Annotated in this window: 23 protein-coding genes; 13 read left to right on the top strand and 10 right to left on the bottom strand. The window is 69.0% G+C overall.

The annotated features are described in order from the left end of the window. Positions 1–54 precede the first annotated feature (54 nt). Together ACLD7X_RS06880 and ACLD7X_RS06875 are read left to right on the top strand one after the other, a co-directional pair. A complete protein-coding gene (locus ACLD7X_RS06880) occupies positions 55–537 on the top strand; it encodes an NUDIX hydrolase (RefSeq protein WP_411422793.1) in 483 nt (160 codons plus the stop codon). Positions 538–699: 162 nt separating this feature from the next. Next, complete coding sequence (locus ACLD7X_RS06875) at positions 700–879, top strand: hypothetical protein (protein WP_412007093.1); 180 nt, start codon at positions 700–702, stop codon at positions 877–879. A 32-nt stretch (positions 880–911) separates the two neighbouring features. Here ACLD7X_RS06875 and ACLD7X_RS06870 read toward each other — a convergent pair whose 3' ends face one another. Both ACLD7X_RS06870 and ACLD7X_RS06865 read right to left on the bottom strand, forming a co-directional pair. Next, on the bottom strand, positions 912–1304 hold the full coding sequence (locus tag ACLD7X_RS06870) for an MAPEG family protein (RefSeq protein ID WP_411422791.1): 393 nt from the start codon (positions 1302–1304) through the stop codon (positions 912–914). 106 nt (positions 1305–1410) lie between these two features. Further along, positions 1411–1842, bottom strand: coding sequence for an RrF2 family transcriptional regulator (locus tag ACLD7X_RS06865; RefSeq protein ID WP_411422790.1), 432 nt, complete (start codon positions 1840–1842; stop codon positions 1411–1413). Between the two features lie 182 nt (positions 1843–2024). On the opposite strand from ACLD7X_RS06865, the gene chrA reads away from it, so the two are divergent. After that, positions 2025–3368 carry a chromate efflux transporter gene (chrA, locus tag ACLD7X_RS06860; protein WP_411422789.1) on the top strand — a complete coding sequence of 448 codons (1344 nt, stop codon included), beginning with the start codon at positions 2025–2027 and terminating at the stop codon, positions 3366–3368. Positions 3369–3475: 107 nt separating this feature from the next. Next, positions 3476–4543, top strand: a complete 1068-nt coding sequence (locus ACLD7X_RS06855; protein WP_411422788.1) for a calcium/sodium antiporter — start codon at positions 3476–3478, stop codon at positions 4541–4543. A gap of 45 nt (positions 4544–4588) precedes the next feature. Here the strand turns inward: ACLD7X_RS06855 and ACLD7X_RS06850 are convergent, their stop codons facing one another. From ACLD7X_RS06850 to ACLD7X_RS06840, 3 genes are all read right to left on the bottom strand, one after another. Further along, positions 4589–6391 (bottom strand): SLC13 family permease, encoded by a 1803-nt coding sequence (locus ACLD7X_RS06850; protein ID WP_411422787.1) that lies wholly within the window; start codon positions 6389–6391, stop codon positions 4589–4591. 88 nt (positions 6392–6479) lie between these two features. After that, positions 6480–7184 carry a potassium channel family protein gene (locus ACLD7X_RS06845; protein WP_411422786.1) on the bottom strand — a complete coding sequence of 235 codons (705 nt, stop codon included), beginning with the start codon at positions 7182–7184 and terminating at the stop codon, positions 6480–6482. A 173-nt stretch (positions 7185–7357) separates the two neighbouring features. Further along, positions 7358–8800 (bottom strand): potassium transporter TrkG, encoded by a 1443-nt coding sequence (locus ACLD7X_RS06840; protein WP_411422785.1) that lies wholly within the window; start codon positions 8798–8800, stop codon positions 7358–7360. A gap of 74 nt (positions 8801–8874) precedes the next feature. Here ACLD7X_RS06840 and ACLD7X_RS06835 point away from each other — a divergent pair, with 74 nt between their 5' ends. From ACLD7X_RS06835 to ACLD7X_RS06815, 5 genes are all read left to right on the top strand, one after another. Continuing rightward, entirely contained in the window at positions 8875–9507 is a 633-nt protein-coding gene (locus ACLD7X_RS06835) for a DedA family protein (RefSeq protein ID WP_412007092.1), read from the top strand. A 100-nt stretch (positions 9508–9607) separates the two neighbouring features. Then, positions 9608–11521: an NAD(P)H-quinone oxidoreductase subunit F gene (locus ACLD7X_RS06830; RefSeq protein ID WP_411422783.1), complete on the top strand. Its 1914-nt coding sequence runs from the start codon at positions 9608–9610 to the stop codon at positions 11519–11521. After that, the gene (locus tag ACLD7X_RS06825; protein WP_411422782.1) at positions 11521–13080 is read left to right on the top strand and encodes an NADH-quinone oxidoreductase subunit M; all 1560 of its coding nucleotides are present in this window, start codon (positions 11521–11523) and stop codon (positions 13078–13080) included. The genes ACLD7X_RS06830 and ACLD7X_RS06825 overlap by 1 nt, the downstream gene beginning before the upstream one ends. Further along, positions 13077–14387: a CO2 hydration protein gene (locus ACLD7X_RS06820; RefSeq protein WP_411422781.1), complete on the top strand. Its 1311-nt coding sequence runs from the start codon at positions 13077–13079 to the stop codon at positions 14385–14387. Before ACLD7X_RS06825 ends, ACLD7X_RS06820 begins: the two co-directional genes overlap by 4 nt. 44 nt (positions 14388–14431) lie before the next feature. Then, positions 14432–14833 carry a fasciclin domain-containing protein gene (locus tag ACLD7X_RS06815; protein WP_411422780.1) on the top strand — a complete coding sequence of 134 codons (402 nt, stop codon included), beginning with the start codon at positions 14432–14434 and terminating at the stop codon, positions 14831–14833. A 96-nt stretch (positions 14834–14929) separates the two neighbouring features. Here the strand turns inward: ACLD7X_RS06815 and ACLD7X_RS06810 are convergent, their stop codons facing one another. Beyond that, positions 14930–15208, bottom strand: a complete 279-nt coding sequence (locus ACLD7X_RS06810) for a hypothetical protein (RefSeq protein WP_411422779.1) — start codon at positions 15206–15208, stop codon at positions 14930–14932. Between the two features lie 46 nt (positions 15209–15254). Continuing rightward, positions 15255–15602, bottom strand: a complete 348-nt coding sequence (locus ACLD7X_RS06805; RefSeq protein ID WP_412007091.1) for a hypothetical protein — start codon at positions 15600–15602, stop codon at positions 15255–15257. 119 nt (positions 15603–15721) lie between these two features. On the opposite strand from ACLD7X_RS06805, the gene ACLD7X_RS06800 reads away from it, so the two are divergent. The 3 genes from ACLD7X_RS06800 to sepF all read left to right on the top strand — a co-directional run bounded on the left by ACLD7X_RS06800 (position 15722) and on the right by sepF (position 17838). Next, complete coding sequence (locus ACLD7X_RS06800) at positions 15722–16945, top strand: NAD(P)-binding protein (protein ID WP_411422777.1); 1224 nt, start codon at positions 15722–15724, stop codon at positions 16943–16945. Beyond that, positions 16945–17400: a hypothetical protein gene (locus ACLD7X_RS06795; protein ID WP_411422776.1), complete on the top strand. Its 456-nt coding sequence runs from the start codon at positions 16945–16947 to the stop codon at positions 17398–17400. The genes ACLD7X_RS06800 and ACLD7X_RS06795 overlap by 1 nt, the downstream gene beginning before the upstream one ends. 153 nt (positions 17401–17553) lie before the next feature. Continuing rightward, positions 17554–17838 (top strand): cell division protein SepF, encoded by a 285-nt coding sequence (gene sepF / locus ACLD7X_RS06790; protein ID WP_411422775.1) that lies wholly within the window; start codon positions 17554–17556, stop codon positions 17836–17838. Here the strand turns inward: sepF and ACLD7X_RS06785 are convergent. Further along, positions 17827–18093: a hypothetical protein gene (locus tag ACLD7X_RS06785; RefSeq protein WP_411422774.1), complete on the bottom strand. Its 267-nt coding sequence runs from the start codon at positions 18091–18093 to the stop codon at positions 17827–17829. The two genes, sepF and ACLD7X_RS06785, sit on opposite strands and share 12 nt — an antisense overlap. Before the next feature lie 167 nt (positions 18094–18260). Continuing rightward, positions 18261–18872, bottom strand: a complete 612-nt coding sequence (locus ACLD7X_RS06780; protein ID WP_425625110.1) for an esterase/lipase family protein — start codon at positions 18870–18872, stop codon at positions 18261–18263. A 141-nt stretch (positions 18873–19013) separates the two neighbouring features. Between ACLD7X_RS06780 and ACLD7X_RS06775 the strand changes: the two genes are divergently transcribed. Next, positions 19014–19157 carry a chlorophyll a/b-binding protein gene (locus ACLD7X_RS06775; RefSeq protein ID WP_411422772.1) on the top strand — a complete coding sequence of 48 codons (144 nt, stop codon included), beginning with the start codon at positions 19014–19016 and terminating at the stop codon, positions 19155–19157. A gap of 209 nt (positions 19158–19366) precedes the next feature. Here the strand turns inward: ACLD7X_RS06775 and ACLD7X_RS06770 are convergent, their stop codons facing one another. After that, positions 19367–19843: a LexA family protein gene (locus tag ACLD7X_RS06770; protein WP_412007089.1), complete on the bottom strand. Its 477-nt coding sequence runs from the start codon at positions 19841–19843 to the stop codon at positions 19367–19369. Between the last annotated feature and the right edge of the window lie 78 nt (positions 19844–19921).

Raw genomic sequence — 19921 nt, 5'->3', positions numbered from 1 at the left:
CTGAGGATCTCCCCGTGCCCTGTCTGCCATCAGCTGCGTGCCAGCGCGAGAACCATGACCGTGGAAGTGGCCCTGGCCGTGCTGGAGCGTCAGGAGCGTTGGCTGCTCCAGCTCCGCGACGACATCCCCGGCATCGTGGCCCCGGGAGCCTGGGGGTTGTTCGGGGGCCATCTCGACCCGGGAGAGACCGCTGCCCAGGCGGTGCGCCGGGAATTGCTGGAGGAGATCAACTGGTGGGCTCCATCCCCCCTGCCCTTCTGGTTCTGGCACCACAACAGCCAGCGCATCGCCCACGTCTTCCGTGCCTCCCTGCCCGTGCCGCTGGCGTCGCTGACGCTCCTGGAGGGCCAGGACATGGTGCTGGCCAGCCTCGAGGAGCTGCGCAGCGGCCGCCTCTGGAGTCCGCGGTTGCGGCAGCACCGGCCGCTGGCTCCCTCGCTCCAGTGCGCCCTCGCCGCCCTCGACCTGTGCCGACCCCATGGCCACGGGGCAGATGGGGGTTATGGTGAAGTGTCCGGCAGAAGCCGGCAAGCTTGAAACGCTTGCGCAGGCCGGATCCAGCACCAGACGCTCCCTGCGCTTCCTGGGGGCAGATCCACAGGTCGTGTCTCGACCTGATGTGGCTTCACGGAACCACCGCTGCTGCGGTCAGGGTCCCGGTTGTCCCGGTGCGCAATCCATATCCGATCGTCCACGTCCATGGCCAACCGTTTCTTCTCCAACCCCTCGCTTCAGCGCTCGTTGCTCGCCCCAGGGCGGGCCGGCAAGCCGACCTATCCCAGCTGCCCGATTCAGCTCGGTTCCCGTGGCGGTGCCGCGGCCCAGGGCGGCTCGGGGCACAATCCGCTCACCTGGGAAGAGCTGCTGGGCCAGCGCTGATTCCCTGCGCCGGGCACCCCCCCGGGCCGGTTTCAGCCGAGCGCCCCGAGCGCCCCGACCAGGGCCATCACCAGCAGGGCCGCGCTGCTGAGAAAGGCAATGCCGAAGCCCGGGCCCCGCTTCTCGGGAGCCTGGATGTACCCCACGGCATAGGCAATGCGGCCGGCGACCCAGAGAATCCCCAGCACGTCGGCCACGCTGCCCCTGCCCAGCAGGCTGGCCAGCCAGTAGCTGGGCAGGAAGAAGACCAGCTGCTCCAGGGTGTTCTGCTGAACCCGCACCACCCGTTCGAACTCGGCTGGCCCCGTCATGGCAGGGGGCTTGACCTTGTACTGAACCCGGGCCCGGCCCACGGCCAGGGCGGCCACCTGGTAGACGAGCAGCGCGGCAATCGTCACCAGCGCTGGAATCGCCAGGTTGGTCATGGGGGCAGAGCAAGGCCTCCCCATCCTCGCCAATGTCCCCGCCCCTGGGCGGAAAGCCCCGAACCGGCTGTGCCGGGGAGGACTCCAGTCAGATGGAGAACGCCAGTCAGATGTAGAACATCGCCGAAGCCTGCAGCTGGCTGTCCCGTTCTTCCACCAGCTTGGCCAGGGTGACGGTGCTGAGCACCTGATGCCGTGCCTGTTCCACCTTCCTCTCCAGCGAGGCCAGCACGCGGAACACCAGCCCCTCCCGATCCGGGGCCGGACTGCCCTGCCGATCGCCATCCAGGCAGGCGATCACCTCGGCGACGCTGATCGTGTCCGGTGCGCGGTTGAGCTGGAACCCTCCCCGTGGTCCGCGCACACTCCGCAGAATCCCGGCCTTGCGCAGGCTGGTCAGCATCTGCTCCAGGTAGCGCTCCGGGATGCCATGGCGGCGGCAGATCTCGGCGGTCTGGAGCAGGCCTCCGCTGCCATGGACCCCGGCCAGCTCGATCAGGGCCACCAGGCCGTACTCGGTTTTGGCGCTGAAAGCCATCGGCAGGGTCGGTACCACCCCATTCTGGCAGTCAAACAACGGCGTGCTGGTGGGGAATGTGGAAGTCGCTAGGGCAGCACTTCCCTCGTTCTCCGATCCTGGTGGCGTACTTTTTCCGGCAGACGGCAGCCTCAGGGGTTTCCTCCAGGATGGAGCCCTGACCCGATCGTGGTGCGATCCCGATGGCCCCGGCCGATGGCGTGACCCTGGCCGCAGCGTCCCGCGTCTGGTTCCGGCTCGGCCTGGTCAGCTTCGGTGGCCCCGCCGGCCAGATCGCCCTGCTGCACCGGGAGGTGGTGGAGGACCAGCGCTGGCTCTCCGAGCGGCGTTTCCTGCACGCTCTGAATTACTGCATGGTGCTGCCCGGGCCCGAGGCCACCCAGCTGGTCACCTACCTCGGGTTCCTCATGCATGGGGTGATGGGGGGGCTGGTGGCCGGGGGTCTGTTCCTGCTGCCCGCCCTGGGGCTGCTGATCGGCCTGGCCACCGTCTATGCCCTCTGGGGAACGCTTCCCCTGCTGGCCTCGGTGTTCTGGGCGCTCAAGCCCGCCGTGCTGGCGATCGTGCTGCAGGCCGCCTGGCGGCTGGGTCGGCGCACCCTGCATCACCCCTTTCTGGCCCTGCTGGCCCTGGGGTCGTTTCTCGGCCTCACGGTGGTGGGGATGGCCTACCCCCTGGTGGTCGTCCTGGCGGCCCTGGCCGGCTGGCTGGCCGGTCGCTGGCGGCCGCGCTGGGTCGTGCTTCCCGATCCGCCGGCCCCGGGGCTGGCGGAGGCCCCGATCTCTCCGGTGGAGGCTGCGCCCGCCCTGCATGACGACGCCACCGCCACGCCACCCCATGCCCGGGCAAGCGGAGCTTCCCTGGCTGCCGTGATGCTGCTCTGGGGGCTGGCCTTCGGCGTCCCCCTGGCGGGGCTCAGCCTGATCGGGGGCTGGAACGGCCTCCTGGCCGTCATGGCCCGTTTCTTCACCCAGGTGGCTCTGGTGTGCTTCGGCGGGGCCTACGCGGTGTTGCCCTACGTGGCCCAGGCGGCGGTGGAGCAGTTCGGCTGGCTCTCCGCCGCCCAGATGGTCGATGGCCTGGCGCTCGGGGAGACCACCCCGGGGCCGCTGATCATGGTGGTGGCCTTCGTGGGCTTCATGGGGGGGTGGAGCAGCGGGCTGTTCGCTCCGGCCTCGCCGTGGCTGGGGGCGGTCGCCGCCACCCTGGTGGTGGTGTGGTTCACCTTTCTGCCGTCCTTCGGCTTCATCCTGGCGGGGGCCCCGCTGGTGGAGGCCAGCCGGGGCGACCTGCGGCTGGACGCCCCCCTCACGGCCATCACGGCGGCCGTGGTGGGGGTGATCGCCAGCCTCGCGGTGCTGTTCGCCGGGCCGGTGCTGTGGCCCGAAGGCACCTTGCAGCCGGCAGGGCTGGGGCTCGCGCTGGCGGCCCTGGCGCTGCTGCTGCGGGGGGGCTGGGGGGTGACGGGGCTGATCGCCCTGGCGGCCGTCCTGGGGATGGCGCGTGCCCTGGTCAGAGGCGGCTGAGGCAGGGCGTTTCGGTTGGAAACGCTGGCCTTGGTTTGCTCAGCACCGTTCCGGGGCCTCCTGGCCTGCAGAATCTGGCGCAACGCCTTTCGCTCCCCAGAGCCCCCATGGCCCTCCTGCCGAGCTTGCTGCTGATCGTGGTGGGCATTCTGCTGCTGTTCGGCGGCGGCGAATTCTTTGTGGCCGGTGCCACGGCCCTGGCCCTGTTGCTGGGCATCCCCCAGATCGTGATCGGCCTGACCGTGGTCTCGCTGGGCACCAGCGCCCCTGAACTCTTCGTGAGCATCATCTCCACCCTGCGAGGGGACGATGCCATTGCCGTGAGCAATGTCGTCGGCAGCAACATCTTCAATGTGCTGGTGGTGCTGGGCCTCAGTGCCGTGGTGGTGCCGCTGCGGGTGAAGAGCCGGCTGGTGCGCCGCGATGTGCCCTTGCTCCTGGCCCTGTCGATGTCGGTGTGGGGGATGGCCTCGGGCAACCGCCTCTCCTGGCAGGCGGGTCTGGCGCTGCTGGTGGGCCTGGTGATCAATCTGGTGTGGGAAGCCCGCACGGCAGGCGAAAACCCCGAGGAGGTCGGTGAGTTCGACGCCAGTGAGTCGGGCAGTCCCCTGGGGGCATCGCTCCGTCTCGGTGGCGGACTGGTGCTGCTGGTGCTGGGATCGCAGTTGCTCGTCAAGGGGGCGGTCGACGCGGCCGTGGCGCTCGGCGTCAGCCAGACGGTGATCGGTCTGACGATCGTCTCGGCGGGCACCTCCATGCCCGAGCTGGTCACCTCCGTGGTGGCCGCCTACCGCGGCAAGGCCGATCTGGCGATCGGCAACGTGGTGGGGAGCAATCTGCTCAACCAGTTCCTGATCCTGGGGTCCTGCGCCCTGCTCTCGGGGGGACGGGGCCTGGCGGTGGACCCCGTGATGGTGAGCCGCGATCTGCCGATCATGGTGGCCACGACCCTGGCCTGTCTGCCGATCTTCTGGACCCGGGGGGTGATCACCCGGCTCGAGGGTGGGATTCTCGTGCTCCTCTACGGCCTCTACCTGGCCGAGCAGGTGCTCAGCAGCATCACCAGTCCGCTGAGTGATGAATTCCGGCTGGTCTCCCTGGTCGCCGTGGTGCCCGTCGTGCTGGTGTTCCTCGTCTGGCAGACCCTGCGCTGGCTGCCGCAGCGCCGGGTCTGAAGCGCGGGTCTGAGACGCGGGGCTGCGTGGATCGAGGCCCACCAGTCACAGGCCGAACTGCAGCAGCACCAGCCAGGGCACCAGCAGGCTCATCATCAGGGTGAGGGGAAAGCCATAGCGGGCCACATCGAGAAACCTGTAGCGCCCGGGTCCGAACACCATCAGGTTCGTCTGGTAACCAACCGGGCTGAGGAAGCTCTGGCTGGCCCCGAACAGCACCGTGAAGATGCCGGCCATGGGCGGGATGCCCAGGCCGACGGCGAGCTTGGCGGCCACCGGGATGAGCATGGCCACCGTGGCGGCGTTGCTCATCACCTCCGTGAGCAGGGTGGTGAACAGGAACACCGCCACCAGGGCCCAGTACAGGGGCCAGTTCCGCAGGGAGCCGAGCAGGGAGGCCGCCAGAATCTCCGCCAGGCCGGTCTTCTCCAGCGCCACGCTGAAGCTGGCCAGGGAGCCCAGCAGCAGGATCACATCCAGACGGATGGCACGCTGCAGCTCGCCGGGCCGCAGGCAGCCCGTGGCCACCATCGCCACCGTGCCCAGCAGCACGGCCGCCACGAGGGGCAGCAGCTTCAGGCCCGGCAGCAGGATCGCCAGCACGGCGATCGCGATTGCCACCCGCTTGCGGCTCACCGTCGGCAGGTCATCCTCCAGCTGTTCGAGCACCACCAGGTCGTTGTTGGCCTGCAGGCCGCGGATGGCATCCTTCGGGCCCTGCAGCAGCAGCACGTCCCCCTCTCGCAGCACGGCCTGACCCAGCCGTTCCCGCAGCACGGCGTTGCCGCGCCGCAGGGCCAGCACCGTGGCGTTGTACCGCTGGCGGAAGCGCAGATCCCGCAGACAGTCGCCCGTCAGGGTCGAGCCGGCCGGCAGGAGCACCTCCACCATCCGCTGGCCGTTCTGGGGGTCTGCGGGGTCCAGGGCGGGCTCCTCCTCGGGGGTGGGGGCCAGCACCACGGTGTGTTCCTGCTGCAGCCGCAGCAGATCGTCGCGGGTGCAGCGCAGCACCAGCCGGTCTCCCAGCATCAGGCGCCGGTCGGCCAGCGGCGGCAGGAACCGCTCCTGGCCGCGGTGCAGCTCCAGCACGTCCACATCAAAGCGCCGCTGCAGCCGGCTGCCGTGCAGCGACTGGCCCACCAGTTCGGAGCCGCGTGGAATCTGGACCTCGGTGAGGTAGCCGCTCCTCGAGAAGCTGCCCACCAGGTCGTCGTCATTGCTGCCGCGATCCGGCAGGAAGCGATCGGCCAGCAGCACCATCCCGAGGCTGCCGCCGAGCCACACCCCCAGGCCGATGCCGGTGAAGCTGAACAGGCCGAAGGCGCCGTAGCCCAGCTTGTTGCTCACTTCGCTGGCCAGCAGGTTCACCGAACTGCCCAGCAGGGTCAGGGTGCCCCCCAGCACCGTGGCGAAGGAGAGGGGCAGCAGCACCTTGGAGGGGGAGATCCGGCGCCGGTGACACCAGCCCTCGACCACCGGGAGCAGGGAGGCCACGATCGGCGTGTTCGGCACGAAGGCGGAGACCGGCGCCACCACGGCCGAGAGCAGCAGGATCATCCGGCGGGGACTGCGCACGGCATCCGAGCCGATCAGGCCGCGCAGCCGGTCCAGTCCTCCGGACCGGAACAGCCCTGCCGCCAGGGCGAACAGGCCGATCAGGGTCAGCAGGGCCGGACTGCCGAACCCCTCGAGAGCCTCGGCGGGTTTGAGCACCCCGGTGGCCATCAGCAGCCCCACGGCCAGCAGGCCGGTGACCTCGGGAGCCAGCCAGCCGCTGATGAACAGCACCACCGAGAGGGCCAGCACCGCCAGGGTGATCAGGGCCCCCGGCGTGAGCAGGGACGGCATCAGAGGCATCGGGGCCGGGGCCGCAGGCGCGGCCAATCTACGGTTTGTCGATCGGGCTTACGACTCGGCGAGTCCCGGGGCGGCCGGCCTAGCTGCCCGGCAGCTCCGCCAGGTCGTCGGTGGCCCCCATCACCACCAGCAGCTCGCCCTTCTGCAGCACATGGGAGGCCGGCGGATTCACCGTGAGCTGGTTGTCCGGACCGGCGGCCAGCACGCTCACGTTGTAGTTCTTGCGGAGGTTGAGATCCCGCAGGGAATGGCCGATGAAGGGGCCCGGCACCCGGATCTCCTCGATGCTGTTGCGGTCGTCGAGCCGCAGCCGGTCGAGCAGGTTGGGCCGCACCAGCTCCAGCCCCAGCCGCTGTCCCTGCATCTTGGAGGGGAAGATCACCCGGTCCGCCCCCACCCGCTGCAGCATCTTCATGTGAAGGTCGTTGGTGGCCCGCGCGATCACCTGCTGCACCCGGCTGCCTTCGCTGTCCTTGGCGATCAGGGTGGCGGTGATGCTCACCTCGATCGGTTCGCTCATCGCCACCACCACGGTGGTCACATCGAGCACCCCGGCCGCCCGCAGGGCCTCCTCATCGGTGCTCTCCAGCACCCGCGCCGTGATCGAAGGATCGATCTTGTTCAGCTCGTCGATCGCCCGCTGGGAATTGTCGATCGCCAGCACATCGGCCCCGGCCCTGCTCAGCTCGATGCAGACCGCCGAGCCGAAACGCCCGACGCCGATCACCGCGAAGCTGCCCTTGACGCGGCTCTCAGCGGGATTCCAGTGCCACCAGTTGCTCATGGTTCAGGGGGGTGGGTCCAAGCATGGGCCATCACGGCGAAGCGGATGGGCAGGGGGTTGAGGCGGCCGGACGTGACGCGACCGGGTTGAGGGGGGCGGGCCTGACCCGACCGATCTTGGAGCAGGGGCGAGCGATTCAGGAGCAAGCGACAGGGGCCACATCCAGGAGCCATCTAGATGAACAGCTCCTCGCGGGGATAGCCCACCCGGGAGTGGCGACGGCTGCCATACAACGCCGTGAGCAGAAGCAGGATCCCAAGTCTGCCCACGAACATGCCCACCATCAGCACCAGCTGACCCCAGCGGTTCAGCTCGGCGGTGACCCCCACATCGAGCCCGACGGTGGCAAAGGCCGACATGCAGGTGAAGAGCTTCTCCAGAAAGCTGAAGCTCGTGCCGTTGGGCACCCCCGCGGCCGTGGGACCCAGCCCGAGCAGCAGCGCCATCAGCAGCACGAAGATCAGCGAGGCGATGGTGACCCCGATGGCGCGCAGCACCACGCTGTCGGGAATCTGACGGCGATGGATCACCACCTCCTGGCGCCCCTGCAGGGTGGAGCGCGTCGCGGCCATCAGGGTGGCGAAGGTGGTCGTCTTGATCCCGCCGCCGGTCCCCCCGGGGCTGGCGCCGATGAACATCAGCACGATCACCAGCAGCAGCCCGGCATCGGAAAAGGTGGCGGCCGAGATGGGCACGCTGTTGAAGCCGGCCGTGCGGGAGGTGATCGACTGGAACAGGGTCACCTGGATTCGCTGTGCCCAGCTCAGGGGTTCCATCACCCCGCCGGTGGCGAAGTGTTCCGTGAAGAGGAGACCGAGCGCCCCGAACACCACCAGCAGCAGGGTGGAGCGCAGCACCAGGCGAGAGTGGAGGCTCAGGCGCTTCAGGCCCCGCAGCCGCTGACGGTTGGCCCACAGATCGTTGATCACCCGCCAGCCGATGCCCCCGATCACGATCATCGTGGCGATCACCCCATTCACCACCGCACTGTCGCGGTAGCGCTCGAGGCTGTCACTCCAGAGCCCGAAGCCCGCATTGTTGTAGGCGCTGATCGCGTGGAACAGGGAGGCCCAGAAGCGCTCCAGGGGGTTGGCGATGTCGGTGAACCCGAAGCTGTAGAGGACCACCGTGCCGAGCCCCATCACGCAGCTGCCGGTCAGCAGGATGCTGTTGAAGGTGGGGCCGATTCCCCCCACGCCGAACTGATCGAGGCACTGCCCCTTGTCCAGGCGGTTGCGCAGTCCGCCATGGCCCTGCACGAAGCCCTGCAGAAAGGTGGTGATGGCCATCAGCCCCAGGCCGCCGGTGATGATCAGGCCGGCCAGGGTCACCTGGCCGAAGGGGGTGAGATCGCGGCTGATGTCGATCACCGACAGCCCCGTCACCGTGATCGCCGAGGTCACCGTGAACAGCGCTTCCCAGAGGCCCACGTCCTCGGTGGAGCAGAGGGGACTGGAGAGCACCACCGTGCCGGCCGCGATCACCAGTGCCCCGGTGACGACCGTGAACTGCGGCACGGTGAGGTGGTGACGCCAGCGCTGGAAGGCGTTCCACGCGGAGGTGGCGGGCTGCAGCCGCATGGGCTGGAGGGTCTGCGGGATGTCAGGAGGCGGCATCGCCGCAGCGGCCGGGCCAGGGGTTCTTAACCTAAACCCTTTGCTCCCAAGGGATCTTGCCTGTGCCGGCAGCCTTGCCCACGGATCTGACCGGCCTGATCAGCGGTGCCGTGGAGGCCAATCCCCTGCTCGGCTACGGCGTCATCGCCCTGGTGATGCTGCTGGAGAACGTGATTCCGCCGATCCCATCGGAGGTGGTGCTGCCCCTGGCGGGCTACCTCGTCTCGCGGGGCCAGCTGGCCCTGCTGCCCACCGTGCTGGCGGCCCTGGCCGGCACGGTGCTCGGCGCCTGTTTCTGGTACGGCATCGGTCGGCTGGTGCCCGAAGAGCGGATCGAGCGCTGGCTGGCCCGCCACGGGTCGCGGCTTGGCCTGGTCTCCGAGGATCTCGCCCGCAGCCGCCGCTGGTTCGCCGCCCACGGGTCGGCCCTGGTGTTCTGGGGCCGGATGGTGCCGGGCGTGCGCACGCTGATTTCCGTGCCTGCCGGTCTGGAACGCATGCCCCAGCTGGCCTTCCTGGCCTGGACGACCGCCGGCAGCCTGATCTGGACGGTGGCCCTCACCCTGGCCGGCCGCGCCATGGGCCAGGGTTACGCCCAGGTCGCCCGCTGGCTTGGGCCCCTGGCCCAGACCGTTGAAATCGGCCTCATCGTGGCCCTCGTGGTGGGGGTGGTTGCCCTGGTCATCCGGGCGACTCGGCAGCGATAACGAACGCTTCTGGCAGGCATAGGACTTTTGTTTTCCTGCGGCGCTCAAAAGAGCCCACTGCCGCTTAGGTTTCACGCCCCACCTGGAATCCTTTGACTCCATGACCGTCGCGCTGCTGGAGACGGCCTGGCTGGTTCCGCTCTATCCCCTTCTGGCGGCCCTGCTGTCGCTGGCCTGGTCGCCGGGCCTCATTTCCCGCACCGGGCCGCGCCCCTGCGGCTACCTCAACCTGCTGATGGTGAGCGCGGCCTTCGTGCACAGCGTCGTGGCCCTCACCGCCCTCCACACCAACGCCCGTGCCGGGGCCGAGGCCCTCTACCGGCCGATCACCTTCGGCTGGACCTGGCTGGACACCGCCGGGCTACGGATCGGTTTCGACGGCCTGATCACCGAACCGGCCCTGGTGGCGATGACCGTGATCACCGGCCTGCACGTGCTGGTGCAGCTCTATTCGATCGCCTACCTGGAGATGGACTGGGGATGGCCGCGGTTCTTCGGTTCGCTGAGCTTCTTCGAGGCGGGCCTGTGCGCCCTGGTGCTCACCGATTCGCTGTTCTTCAGCTACGTGATTCTCGAGCTGCTCACCTTCGGCACCTACCTGATTGTGGGCACCTGGTACAACCAGCCCCTGGTGGTGAAGGGCGCCCGCGACGCCTTCCTCACCAAGCGCATCGGCGACCTCATCCTCCTGGCCGGGGTGATCGCCCTGCTGCCGCTCACCGGCACCTGGAATTTCCACGGCCTGCAGGGCTGGGCTGCCGATCAGATCAACAACCACAACACCCTGCCGCCGGCGATCACCCTGATCCTGCTGGCCCTGATCGCCGGCCCGATGGGGAAGTGCGCCCAGATCCCCCTTCACCTCTGGCTCGATGAGGCCATGGAGAGTCCGCTGCCCTCCACCGTGCTGCGCAACTCCGTGGTGGTGGTGGGCGGTGCCTGGGTGCTGCTGCGGCTCGAGCCCCTGATCGAGCTCAGCCCCCTGGTGCAGACCGTGCTGGTGATCGTGGGCGGCACCAGCGCCCTGGTGGGTTCCCTGATCGCCTTGGCCCAGATCGACGTCAAGCGGGCCCTCTCGTTCCTCGTGAGCAGCTGGCTGGGCCTGCTGTTCGTGGCGGTGGGCCTGGGGGGGATCGACGTGGCCGATCACCTGATGCTCGTGTACCCCCTGGCGATGGCCCTGATGCTGATGGCGGTCGGCGCGATCGTGCTGACCAACATCACCCAGGACCTCACCCAGCTGGGTGGTCTCTGGAGCAAGCGCCCCCTGATGGGCCTGGCCTTCCTCACCGGCGCGGCCGGTCTGATGGCCCTGCCCCCGTTCGGCGGTTTCGCCGCCCTGCGGGAGCTCCTGGAGCTCACGGCGGCCAGTTCCAGTCCGGCGGTGCTGGGCGGCGTGGTGCTGATCACCAATGCCCTGATCAGTGCCGGGCTGATCCGGGTGTTCGGCCTGATCTGGGCAGGCCGTCCGTCGGTGTTCACGACGCGCTCCCCGGAGGTGTTGTGGCTGATGGCCCTGCCCACGTTCGTGCTGATGGGTCTGATGCTGCATCTGCCCCAGCTGCTGGTGATCAACGGCGTGTTCTCGCTCTCGCCGCTGCCGGGATGGGGACCGCAGGCGCTGCCGCTGCTGCTCTCCACCCTGGTGGGAGGCGGTCTCTCGGCCGTCTTCTACCTGCGCCCCCACCCCCTGGCCCACCTGCCGGCCGCCCTCGGAGGTCTGCAGGACTGGCTGGCCCACGACATGCAGACGGAGCGCTTCTACCACCGCACCGTGGTCTGGCTTGTGGTCTCCCTGGCCCGTCTGAGCGCCTGGTCGGATGACCGGCTGATCGACGGCTTCAGCGGCGCCTCAGGCAGCGCGGCCATGGCCGGGGCCCGTCGCCTCAGCCTCACCACCTCGGGCCGCTCCCAGCTCTATGCCCTCACCCTCGTGCTGGGGGTGGTGTTGATGGCCATCTGGCTGCTCGCCACACCCGCCGCCGCCCCTGAACTCGTCCGCCCTTTCAGCTGATGGGACCCACTCCGCTACTGCTGCTGCTGGCCCTCCCCCTGGCCGGCACCCTGCTGCTCCCCCTCCTGCCGGCTGGCCTCGCCTCCTGCCGCGTGCGCACGCTCGCCGCCCTGCCACCTGCCCTGCAGCTGCTCCTGGCTCTGGTCTGCTGGCGTCACCCCCCAGCCGACCTGCAGCTCCCCTGGCTGCCGAAGATCGGGCTCACCCTGGGCCTCGGCCTCGATGGGCTCTCCCTGCCCCTGGTGCTGCTGAGCGCCCTGCTCACCACACTCGCCGTCCTGTCGGCCCCGGCCGACCAGGGTCGCCCACGCCTCTTCTTCGCCCTGATGCTGGCCACCAACCTCGGCGTGGTGGGTGCCTTCCTGGCGCGCAACGCCCTGCTGTTCCTGCTGGCCTTCGAACTGGTGCTGATCCCGATCACCCTGCTGGTGGCGATCTGGGGCGGTGAGCGCCGGGCCGGGGCCGCGGTGCGGTTCCTGCTCTACAGCGCCGTGTCCGGCCTGGCCCTGCTGATCGCCGTTTTCGCCTTCGCCTGGTTCAACCCGGCCGGGCCGTCGTTCGGGTTCGACGAGCTCCGCAATGCCCAGCTCCCCCCTGCGGCCCAGCGCTGGATCCTGGCGCTGCTGCTGCTCGCCTTCGGCCTGAAGCTTCCGGTGGTTCCCCTGCACGGCTGGCAGCCGTTCACCTACGGCCAGGCGTCCATCCCCGTGGTGATGCTCCTGGCCGGTTCGGTTTCCAAGCTGGGGGCCTACGGGCTGCTGCGCTTCGGTGTCGGTTTCCTGCCCGACGCCTGGGCCGCCTGGTCCCCCTGGATCGCGGCCGTCGGTGCGATCACCACGGTCTACGGCGCCCTCAACGCCCTCGCCCAGAGCGACATCCGCCGCCTGATGGCGTTCAGCTCACTGGGGCACATGGGTCTGCTGGTGTTGGCGCTCTCGGCCGCCACGCCCCTCAGCCTGCAGGGGGCGATTGCCCAGATGCTGGCCCACGGGATGATCGCCGCGCTGCTGTTCGCCTGTGTGGGGCTGATCGAGCGCAAGACCGGCACCAGCCAGATTCCGGAGCTCTCGGGCCTGATGAATCCGCTCCGGGGACTGCCGTTCACCATGGGCATGCTGCTGCTGGCGCTGATGGCGGCAGCGGGCATTCCCGGCCTGGCCGGCTTCCCTGCCGAGCTGATGGTCTTCGAGGGCAGCTGGACCGCCTTCCCCCGGGCGACCCTCGTGAGCCTGATCGCCTCAGGCATCACCGCGGTGTACGCCATCCGCCTGTTCAACCGGGTGGGCTTCGGCCGGCTCGACAACGAGCGTGCCGACTGGGCCCACACCCGCTGGGGCGAGCGGGCCCCCGCCATGGCCCTCACCCTGCTGGTGATCGCGGCAGGCCTCTGGCCCGGCTCCCTCACCGGCTGGAGCGAGGCCGAATCGGCCGGCCTGGCCCTGCGGGCCCAGCCATTCCTGGTGGATCCGGCAGCCGTCGCGTTCGCCGCTGCCCAGAGGTCACCCGTCGCGATCGCCTCCGCCACAACTCTGACCGCATCGCCCCTGCTGTCGTCATGACCCCCCCCACCGCCACGGCCCCCGAGACCGTCACCCAGCCCCTCATCCCCCCCTCCACCCATCGCTATGCCGATGTGATCCACCGGCTCGAGGCCGGCGGCTCGATGCTGCCGGACACCCCGGAGAACCTGATGCAGATCATCGGCATCTACAAGGCCTATGCCGTGCCGATGGACTTCTACTGGCGCGACCTGCTCTACATCGCCGAGCAGGTGTTCCTGGACCCGCTGCCGGCGTTCAAGTACTTCATCAGCCAGGAGTATCTGGACAGGCCCAACTCTTATCAGGGGGATCAGTCGAAGCTGCGCATCTGGCGCGGTGGCGAAAAGGCCCACCCTGAACTTCTGGAGTTCATGGCCAAGGGGGAGACCGGCAAGATGCCGAAGCTGCTCCATCACCTCTGGCACGACCGGATCAACATGGAGTTCGCCGAAGCGTGCATGGAGGCCATGCTCTGGCACCAGGGCATGGGCGGGCGCTTCTACGACTATCTCGACAGCGACACCTACCGGGCCAATGCGGATCGGGCCATCAAGGCCTACTTCCGCGGCAACCCGCTGATGCTGGGGCTGTATCGCCTGTTCCCCGAGATGTTCATGGAGCAGGTCAAGAAGATGAGCTACTACGCCAACCTGGGCTTGTTCTGGGAGGTGATGGCGCCCGTCTTCTTCGAGATGAGCGACATTTACGACGAGGGCGGTTTCAAGGGCGTCCCCGATGCCATGAACTTCCTGGTGAACGGCATCTTCGCCGTGGCGGGGCGGCCGATCTACCACCACGTGTACATCAGAGGGGAGTGCTTCGAGATCATCCCCAAGAGCGAGGGTTTCACCTGGCTCTACGAAGCGGCGCTGCCGTACGTGGAGGCCGTGTTCTACCGCACGGCACCGTTCCGCGGCACCAAGAGCTACAACGCCCAGGCCTACCAGGTGCCGGGCGATCAGGCCGACTTCCACTACGGGATTCTCTACGCCGATGTGTTCCCGGTGGGCTCCGCCGGCATCCCGCCGACCCTGCTGATGCAGGACATGCTCCATTTCCTGCCCCCCTATCTGCAGGACATGTACAGGCAGCACAGACGCGGCGAGGCCGATCAGCTGATCCAGCTGGGCATCACCTTCCAGCGCTCGATGTACAACGTGACCTCGGCGGTGATCCAGGCCCTGCGCTGCGCCCTGCTCTATCCGCTCGACGACACCGATCCGGAGCACCTGATGGCGAACCGGCGCTTCTTCGAGGCCCAGATGGACCGCTTCCTGCGGCCGGAGGCCCGGCTGCCGCAGATCCAGACCCAGGACTACCGCTGAGGGCCCCCGTCGGCTCGCTCTGTCCCACCCTGCCGTTCCCTGTCATGGCCACGATCCTCGAGACCGCCGCCGCAGCGGGCTGTTTCCAGACCCTGCTCGCCGCGGTGGATGCCGCCGGGCTGCGCGCGGCCCTGGAATCCGCCGGGCCCTTCACCGTGTTTGCGCCCGTGGATGCCGCCTTTGACGCGCTTCCCCCGGGCACCGTTCAGACCCTGGTGGACAACCCCCCCCAGTTGGCGCGCATTCTCAAGTTCCATGTCCTGGCGGGAAGCCATCGCCGCTCCGATCTGGTGCTCAAGCCGGAGTGGAGCAGCCTGGAGGGTGCCCCGGTGCCGATTCGGCGCAGCGAGCCCTTTGAGGTGAAGAACGCCACCGTGGTGACCGCCGATGTGGTCTGTGACAACGGTGTGGTTCACGTGATCGATCGGGTGATCCTTCCGGGCTGATCCCCGCCGCAGGACCGTCGCCTCCTTGGGCAGGAGTGTTCCCGGCAGGGGGGCAGGAGTGTTCCCCGCAGGGGCTTCGCCGAAGCCGAGATGCGCTCAGGATTCGTCGCGGGAGCCGGTCCGGGAGGTTCTGGACTCGATCCGGATCGCCTCCGCTTCGGTGCCGGCTTCTCCTTGGGGGGTGGCCTGCCGCAGCACCAGGTCGGCGATCACGGTGAGGAGCACGGCGGTGGCGGCGAAGCTCGCGATCAGCACCACACTGCCGAGATCCTTCCAGCTCCATGGCGGTCGTTCCCTGCGCAGCAGGGCATCCATCGGCTGGCTGCATTGGCTGCAGACCAGTCCGCCGCCCGGCTCAGCTGATTTGCTGAGCATCCGACAGCCGCATCTGGGGCAGGCCATCGGCGCCAAACAACATCCATTATGGCCGCCCGGCTCCGGAGCGCTCGCCGGCAGGAAGGGGGCCATCGCGGTCCGAGCGGAACTGCAACCGCATCCCCCCCAGGTGCCGCTCCACCAGCTCCACCAGCTTCTCGAAGGTCTGGTGGGTCTGGGGGGCACGCAGTCCCATGGCTTCGCGACTCAGCAGCACCAGCTCCAGCACCTTCCCGTCCGCCTTCGACTGCACATCGGCGAACAGCTGCATCCGCTGGCTCTCGCCACCGTGCTTCACCATGGCGCCGAGATGGGCGGAGGTGCGGTGGTCGACCTCGGCGTTCAACCCGCCGAGCACAGGGGTGAGGGCCTCCAGGATCGCGGCCGATTCCATCTGCGCTTCAGGTTTGAGAACCAGCAGAAACCGCGCCATAGGGTCCGTCGTTGATCCCGACGCTACAGCGGCTGGGGGGCTGCCATCCTGTGGGGAAGGAGCCGGGGGAAACTTCTTCGATGCCCCGATCCCGCGCCGCTTCCGTTGCCGTGATCGGGGCTGGTGTCGGTGGCTGCGCCCTGGTCGCCCAGCTGCGCCGGCGCGGCTTCCGGGGCCCGCTCAGCCTCTGGGAGACGGGCCGCGGGCCCGGCGGCAGGGCCAGCACCCGCCGCTCCCGCTCGGATCCTGCCCTGGCCATCGATCACGGCTCGCCGCTGCTCAACATCACGGCGGAGGCTGGGCCTGAGCTGCTCGCACCGCTGCTGGCGGGTGAGTGGATCACCCCTTGGTCCGGACTGATGGCCCTGCTGGAAGGGGAGTCGAAGCTGCACATCGGCCGTCCCGACGCCCTCGGTCTCGGCGCCCTCTATGCCGGCCGTGGCGGCATGGACCACCTCTGCCGGGGCCTGCTCACCCTGGCGGAGGCGGCCGGTCCGTCCGTCCAGGCCCACTACGGCACCCTGATCCGCCATCTGGAGGTCGGCCCCTCCGGCGCCTGGCGGCTGCTCGATCGGGACGGGGTCCTGCTCGCAGAGGCGGACTGGCTCGTGCTCGGCAGCACGCTGCTGGCCCATCCCCGCAGCTGCCTGCTCTTCGACTGGCCGGAGGTCCCGATGGCGCGCGCCGCCGCCGCTCTGGGGGACCTGCAGCTCGACCACGCCCTGACCACCATTGCCGGCATCCGCTGGGAGGCGCGCAGCAATCTGCTGCTGGTGTTCGATGCGGAGCGGGCCATCCCCTGGCGCTCCCTGCCCTTTGCGCTGGTGAACTTCGATGCCGCGGCCCAGCAGCGCTGGGGGCTGCGGCGGATCAGCATTCAACCGTTGCCCGATGGCCGCTGCGTGGTGGTGGCCCACTCGAGCGATTCCTTCGCCGCCGATCACCTGGATGTCTACGGTTCCCGCTCGGCCGCCGCGCGGATGCTGGCCCTCCCTCCCGATGAAGGGCGCGAGGAGACCGTGATCGAGGCCCTCTCCCAGGCCGTGGTGCAGTGCCTGGCTCCCTGGATCGACGGGGTGGAGGTCAGCAGCGCCGACTCCCAGTTGATGCGCTGGGGCGCCGCCTTCCCGGTGCCCCCCGGTCTGCCCTCGGAGCTGATGCTCTGTTCCGGCAGTCGCGTCGGCTTCTGTGGGGACTACCTCACAGGGGTCGGCTTCGGACGCATCGAGGGAGCCCTGCGCAGCGGCGAACGGCTGGCGGATGGTCTGCTGCAGGCTGGTGGCGTGGAAGGGAGGCGGAGCTGATGCCACGGCACGAGGACCGCGGCCCGGGAGCATCCCGCCGGCGTCTGCCGGGACTGCTGCCGGTCCTTGTGGGCTGGCTGATCGCCATCCTGGCTCTGGTGTCCGGCCCCGCCGTCGCCCCGGCCTGGTCGGCTGCCGCGGCGGAGAGCCGCTACCGCTGCGACGGTGACGTGCTGGTGGCGCGGATGGAGAACGGCGCGGTGGATGCCATCGGCATTCCCAACACCCTGGCCGGCACGCTGCCGGGGGCCTACGTGGTGATCGACTGGCGCGGCGAGCACCTCCAGTTGCCCCGCAGCAACCAGGCCGGCGCACCGCGCTACAGCGATGGCCGCTGGTGGTGGAGTCTGGAGGATCCGCTCAGACCGGATTTCCGCCAGCTGCGCGCCTCCGAGACCCGTTTCCACTGTGTCCCGGAGACGGGGACCACTACGCTCCCCCCTCCAGCCCGGTAGCTTGCCTGGGTCGAGGTGGACGATGCCCCCATCCCCTGGGGGTGTTTTCCGAGATGGGGCCCCCCGGGGCCCCTTTTGCTGTGTTGCGATGGCCGTACCGCCGTCGGGCATCCTCCTCCCCACCCGACTAGCGTTGAGTCACACGCAGTGGTCATGCAGAGTCCGTTCGGCGACTGGCTGCCTGAAGTGGTGGTGTTCAACCCCATGCGCTTCGAAGAGGCTCAGGCGATCGTGCTGGCCGTGCGGGAGCTCAAGACCGTGCTGGTCAACGCCGGGGCCATGGAGCGTGGGGAGGCCCAGCGTCTGATCGACTTCGTGGCCGGTGGCGTGAGTGCCATGGACGGCCAGGCGGAATGCCTCGACGAGGTCACCTTCGTCTTTGCGCCGGAAGTGATCCGCCTGCGACGGGACCGCGGTCCAGAAGCCTCAGGCGACTGAGGCCACCATGCTGAGCTGAAGCCAGCACCCCCCGGGTGCCAGCTTCTCGACCACCACGCTCTGGTGCCGCTCCAGCGCCACCTGCCGGGCAAAGGTCTCCGCGTCGTCGCGGTTCAGGAACCGTGGGGCCAGCACCTGCTGCGGCACGGTCTGTTCACGCTCGATCCGTGGACGGACCCGATAGCGCCCCAGTTCGGAAGGGCCGTCGCTTTCCTTCTGGCCCGTGCTGTCCTGCAGGCCGATGGTCGGCGCCATGCCGGCTTCTGGTCCGGCGCAACCGTCTTCCCGTGAACGCCTCGGCCCCAGGAAGCAACCGCCTTCGGAAACTGGCTTTTGCATGAAGCCATTGTGAAGCAGTCCTGGAGTCGGGGTCCTTCCCTTCAGAGTTTTGCCGGAATTGGGTCCACGGGCTCAGCCTGGGCTCAGCCTTTCAACAGCTCGGCGCTCAGACGCTCCAGGGCGATCGGCGAGCAGATCAGCTGCCGGTGGGTCCAGACGGGCAGGCATTCCCGGCGTCCCAGCGGCAGCACGGCGCGCCAGCCCGGGACCACCATCAGGTCGGCCGGCGAATAGAAGCTGCAGCAGTCCACGTCCTGCAACGGTGTGGGATCGCTGTTGAGCTCCTGGAGCAGTCGGCTGCCGAGCTTCATGTCGGCGATGCCGGCCAGCATCCAGCGGGGCCAGGGCTGGGCCACCAGGGATCCCTGCTGGGGACTGCCCACGCCGATGAAGCGGCGGGTGCGGCGGTGCCCCCCCATGCGCTGGATCCAGACGCGGCCGATCAGCCCCCCCATGGAGAACCCGAACAGATCGATCGGTTGATCCCGCCCGAAGCTGGCTTCGATCCGCACGGCCAGCTGCTCCGCCAGGGTTGCCACCGGAACCTGCCCCAGACCATGCGGAAGATGGGGGATCAGCAGGGGCTGGCGCCGATCGGCCAGCCGGCGCCTGAGCGGCTCGAACAGACGGGGCGTGTCCCAGAGCCCGTGAACCATCACCAGGGGCGTCCGGTCATGCAGGTTTGGCGCTCCCATCACGCCGGTGCCCGCTCCGGGGTCCACGGCACGGCCACCCCCCGGGGCCGCCCGCGGCAGAGGGCGGATCCCCTCACCTTCACCATGCTCCACAAACCTTCATATCCCGTTACACTGTGCCCATCCACCGCCACCTCACCCATGGCTGACACCACCAACCGCTTCGGCTTCGTCGCTTTCGCTGAAACCTGGAATGGCCGCCTCGCCATGATGGGCTTCGTGATCGGCCTGGCCACCGAAATCCTCACCGGCCAGGGCATTCTCGCCCAGATCGGCCTCGGCTGAGCCCCCCGCCAGCCCGTCCCCCTGACCCCCTGACCCCCCTGGCATCGTCAGGGGGGGTTTGCTGTCGCCATCCATGCCCGCTCCCCAGCCGTCCTCCTCCCTGGTGGTGAGGCTGCAGATCGCTGCCGCCGTGTTCCTGCCGATGGCCCTGCTGGGGCTGTGGCTCCGCTCCCAGGGATTCTGGTGATCCGGGCCGGGTCTGCCCCGCTTCAGCGCGCCCGGGGCAGCAGGTGGTGCACCGCGTGGATCACCACGCCCCAGATCAGCAGGTCGGGATCACCCTCCGCCACCGGGATGGGCGGGATGGTCGGATCACTCGCCACCAGGAGCCAGGACGGCGGGCGACCGCCCAGGCGGCGCAGCACGAAGCGGCCTTCGTGAACAGCCACCACCAGGCACCCGGGCATGGCATCCACGCTGCGGTCGATCACCAGCAGGTCCCCGTGGTGAATGCCGGCGTCGCGCATGGCCTCTCCCTCCACCCGCATCAGAAAGGTGGAGGTGGGCCTGGGAATGAGGGCCGCGTTCAGGTCGATCGTGGCCTCGATGTAGTCGTCGGCGGGGCTGGGGAACCCGGCGGCCACGGTTTCGGTGGCCAGCGGCAGCATCCCGGTGGAGGCCTCGCCGTCGATCGATCCGAGCCACACCAGGTCGGCGCCGCTGCCGCCGGCTGGAGTGGGCGCCACCTTGACCACAAGACCGCCCGCAGTACACCTGTACCATAGGCGGTTTCGTGGGCCGCGGCGTGCTCAGCCGCCGCAGCC

The organism is Aphanothece microscopica RSMan92, from assembly GCF_046613545.2.
Classification (GTDB): Bacteria; Cyanobacteriota; Cyanobacteriia; order PCC-6307; family Cyanobiaceae; genus NIES-981.
The sequence above is the reverse complement of the archived record's forward strand: the minus strand, read 5'-3'. Positions and strand labels throughout refer to the sequence as shown.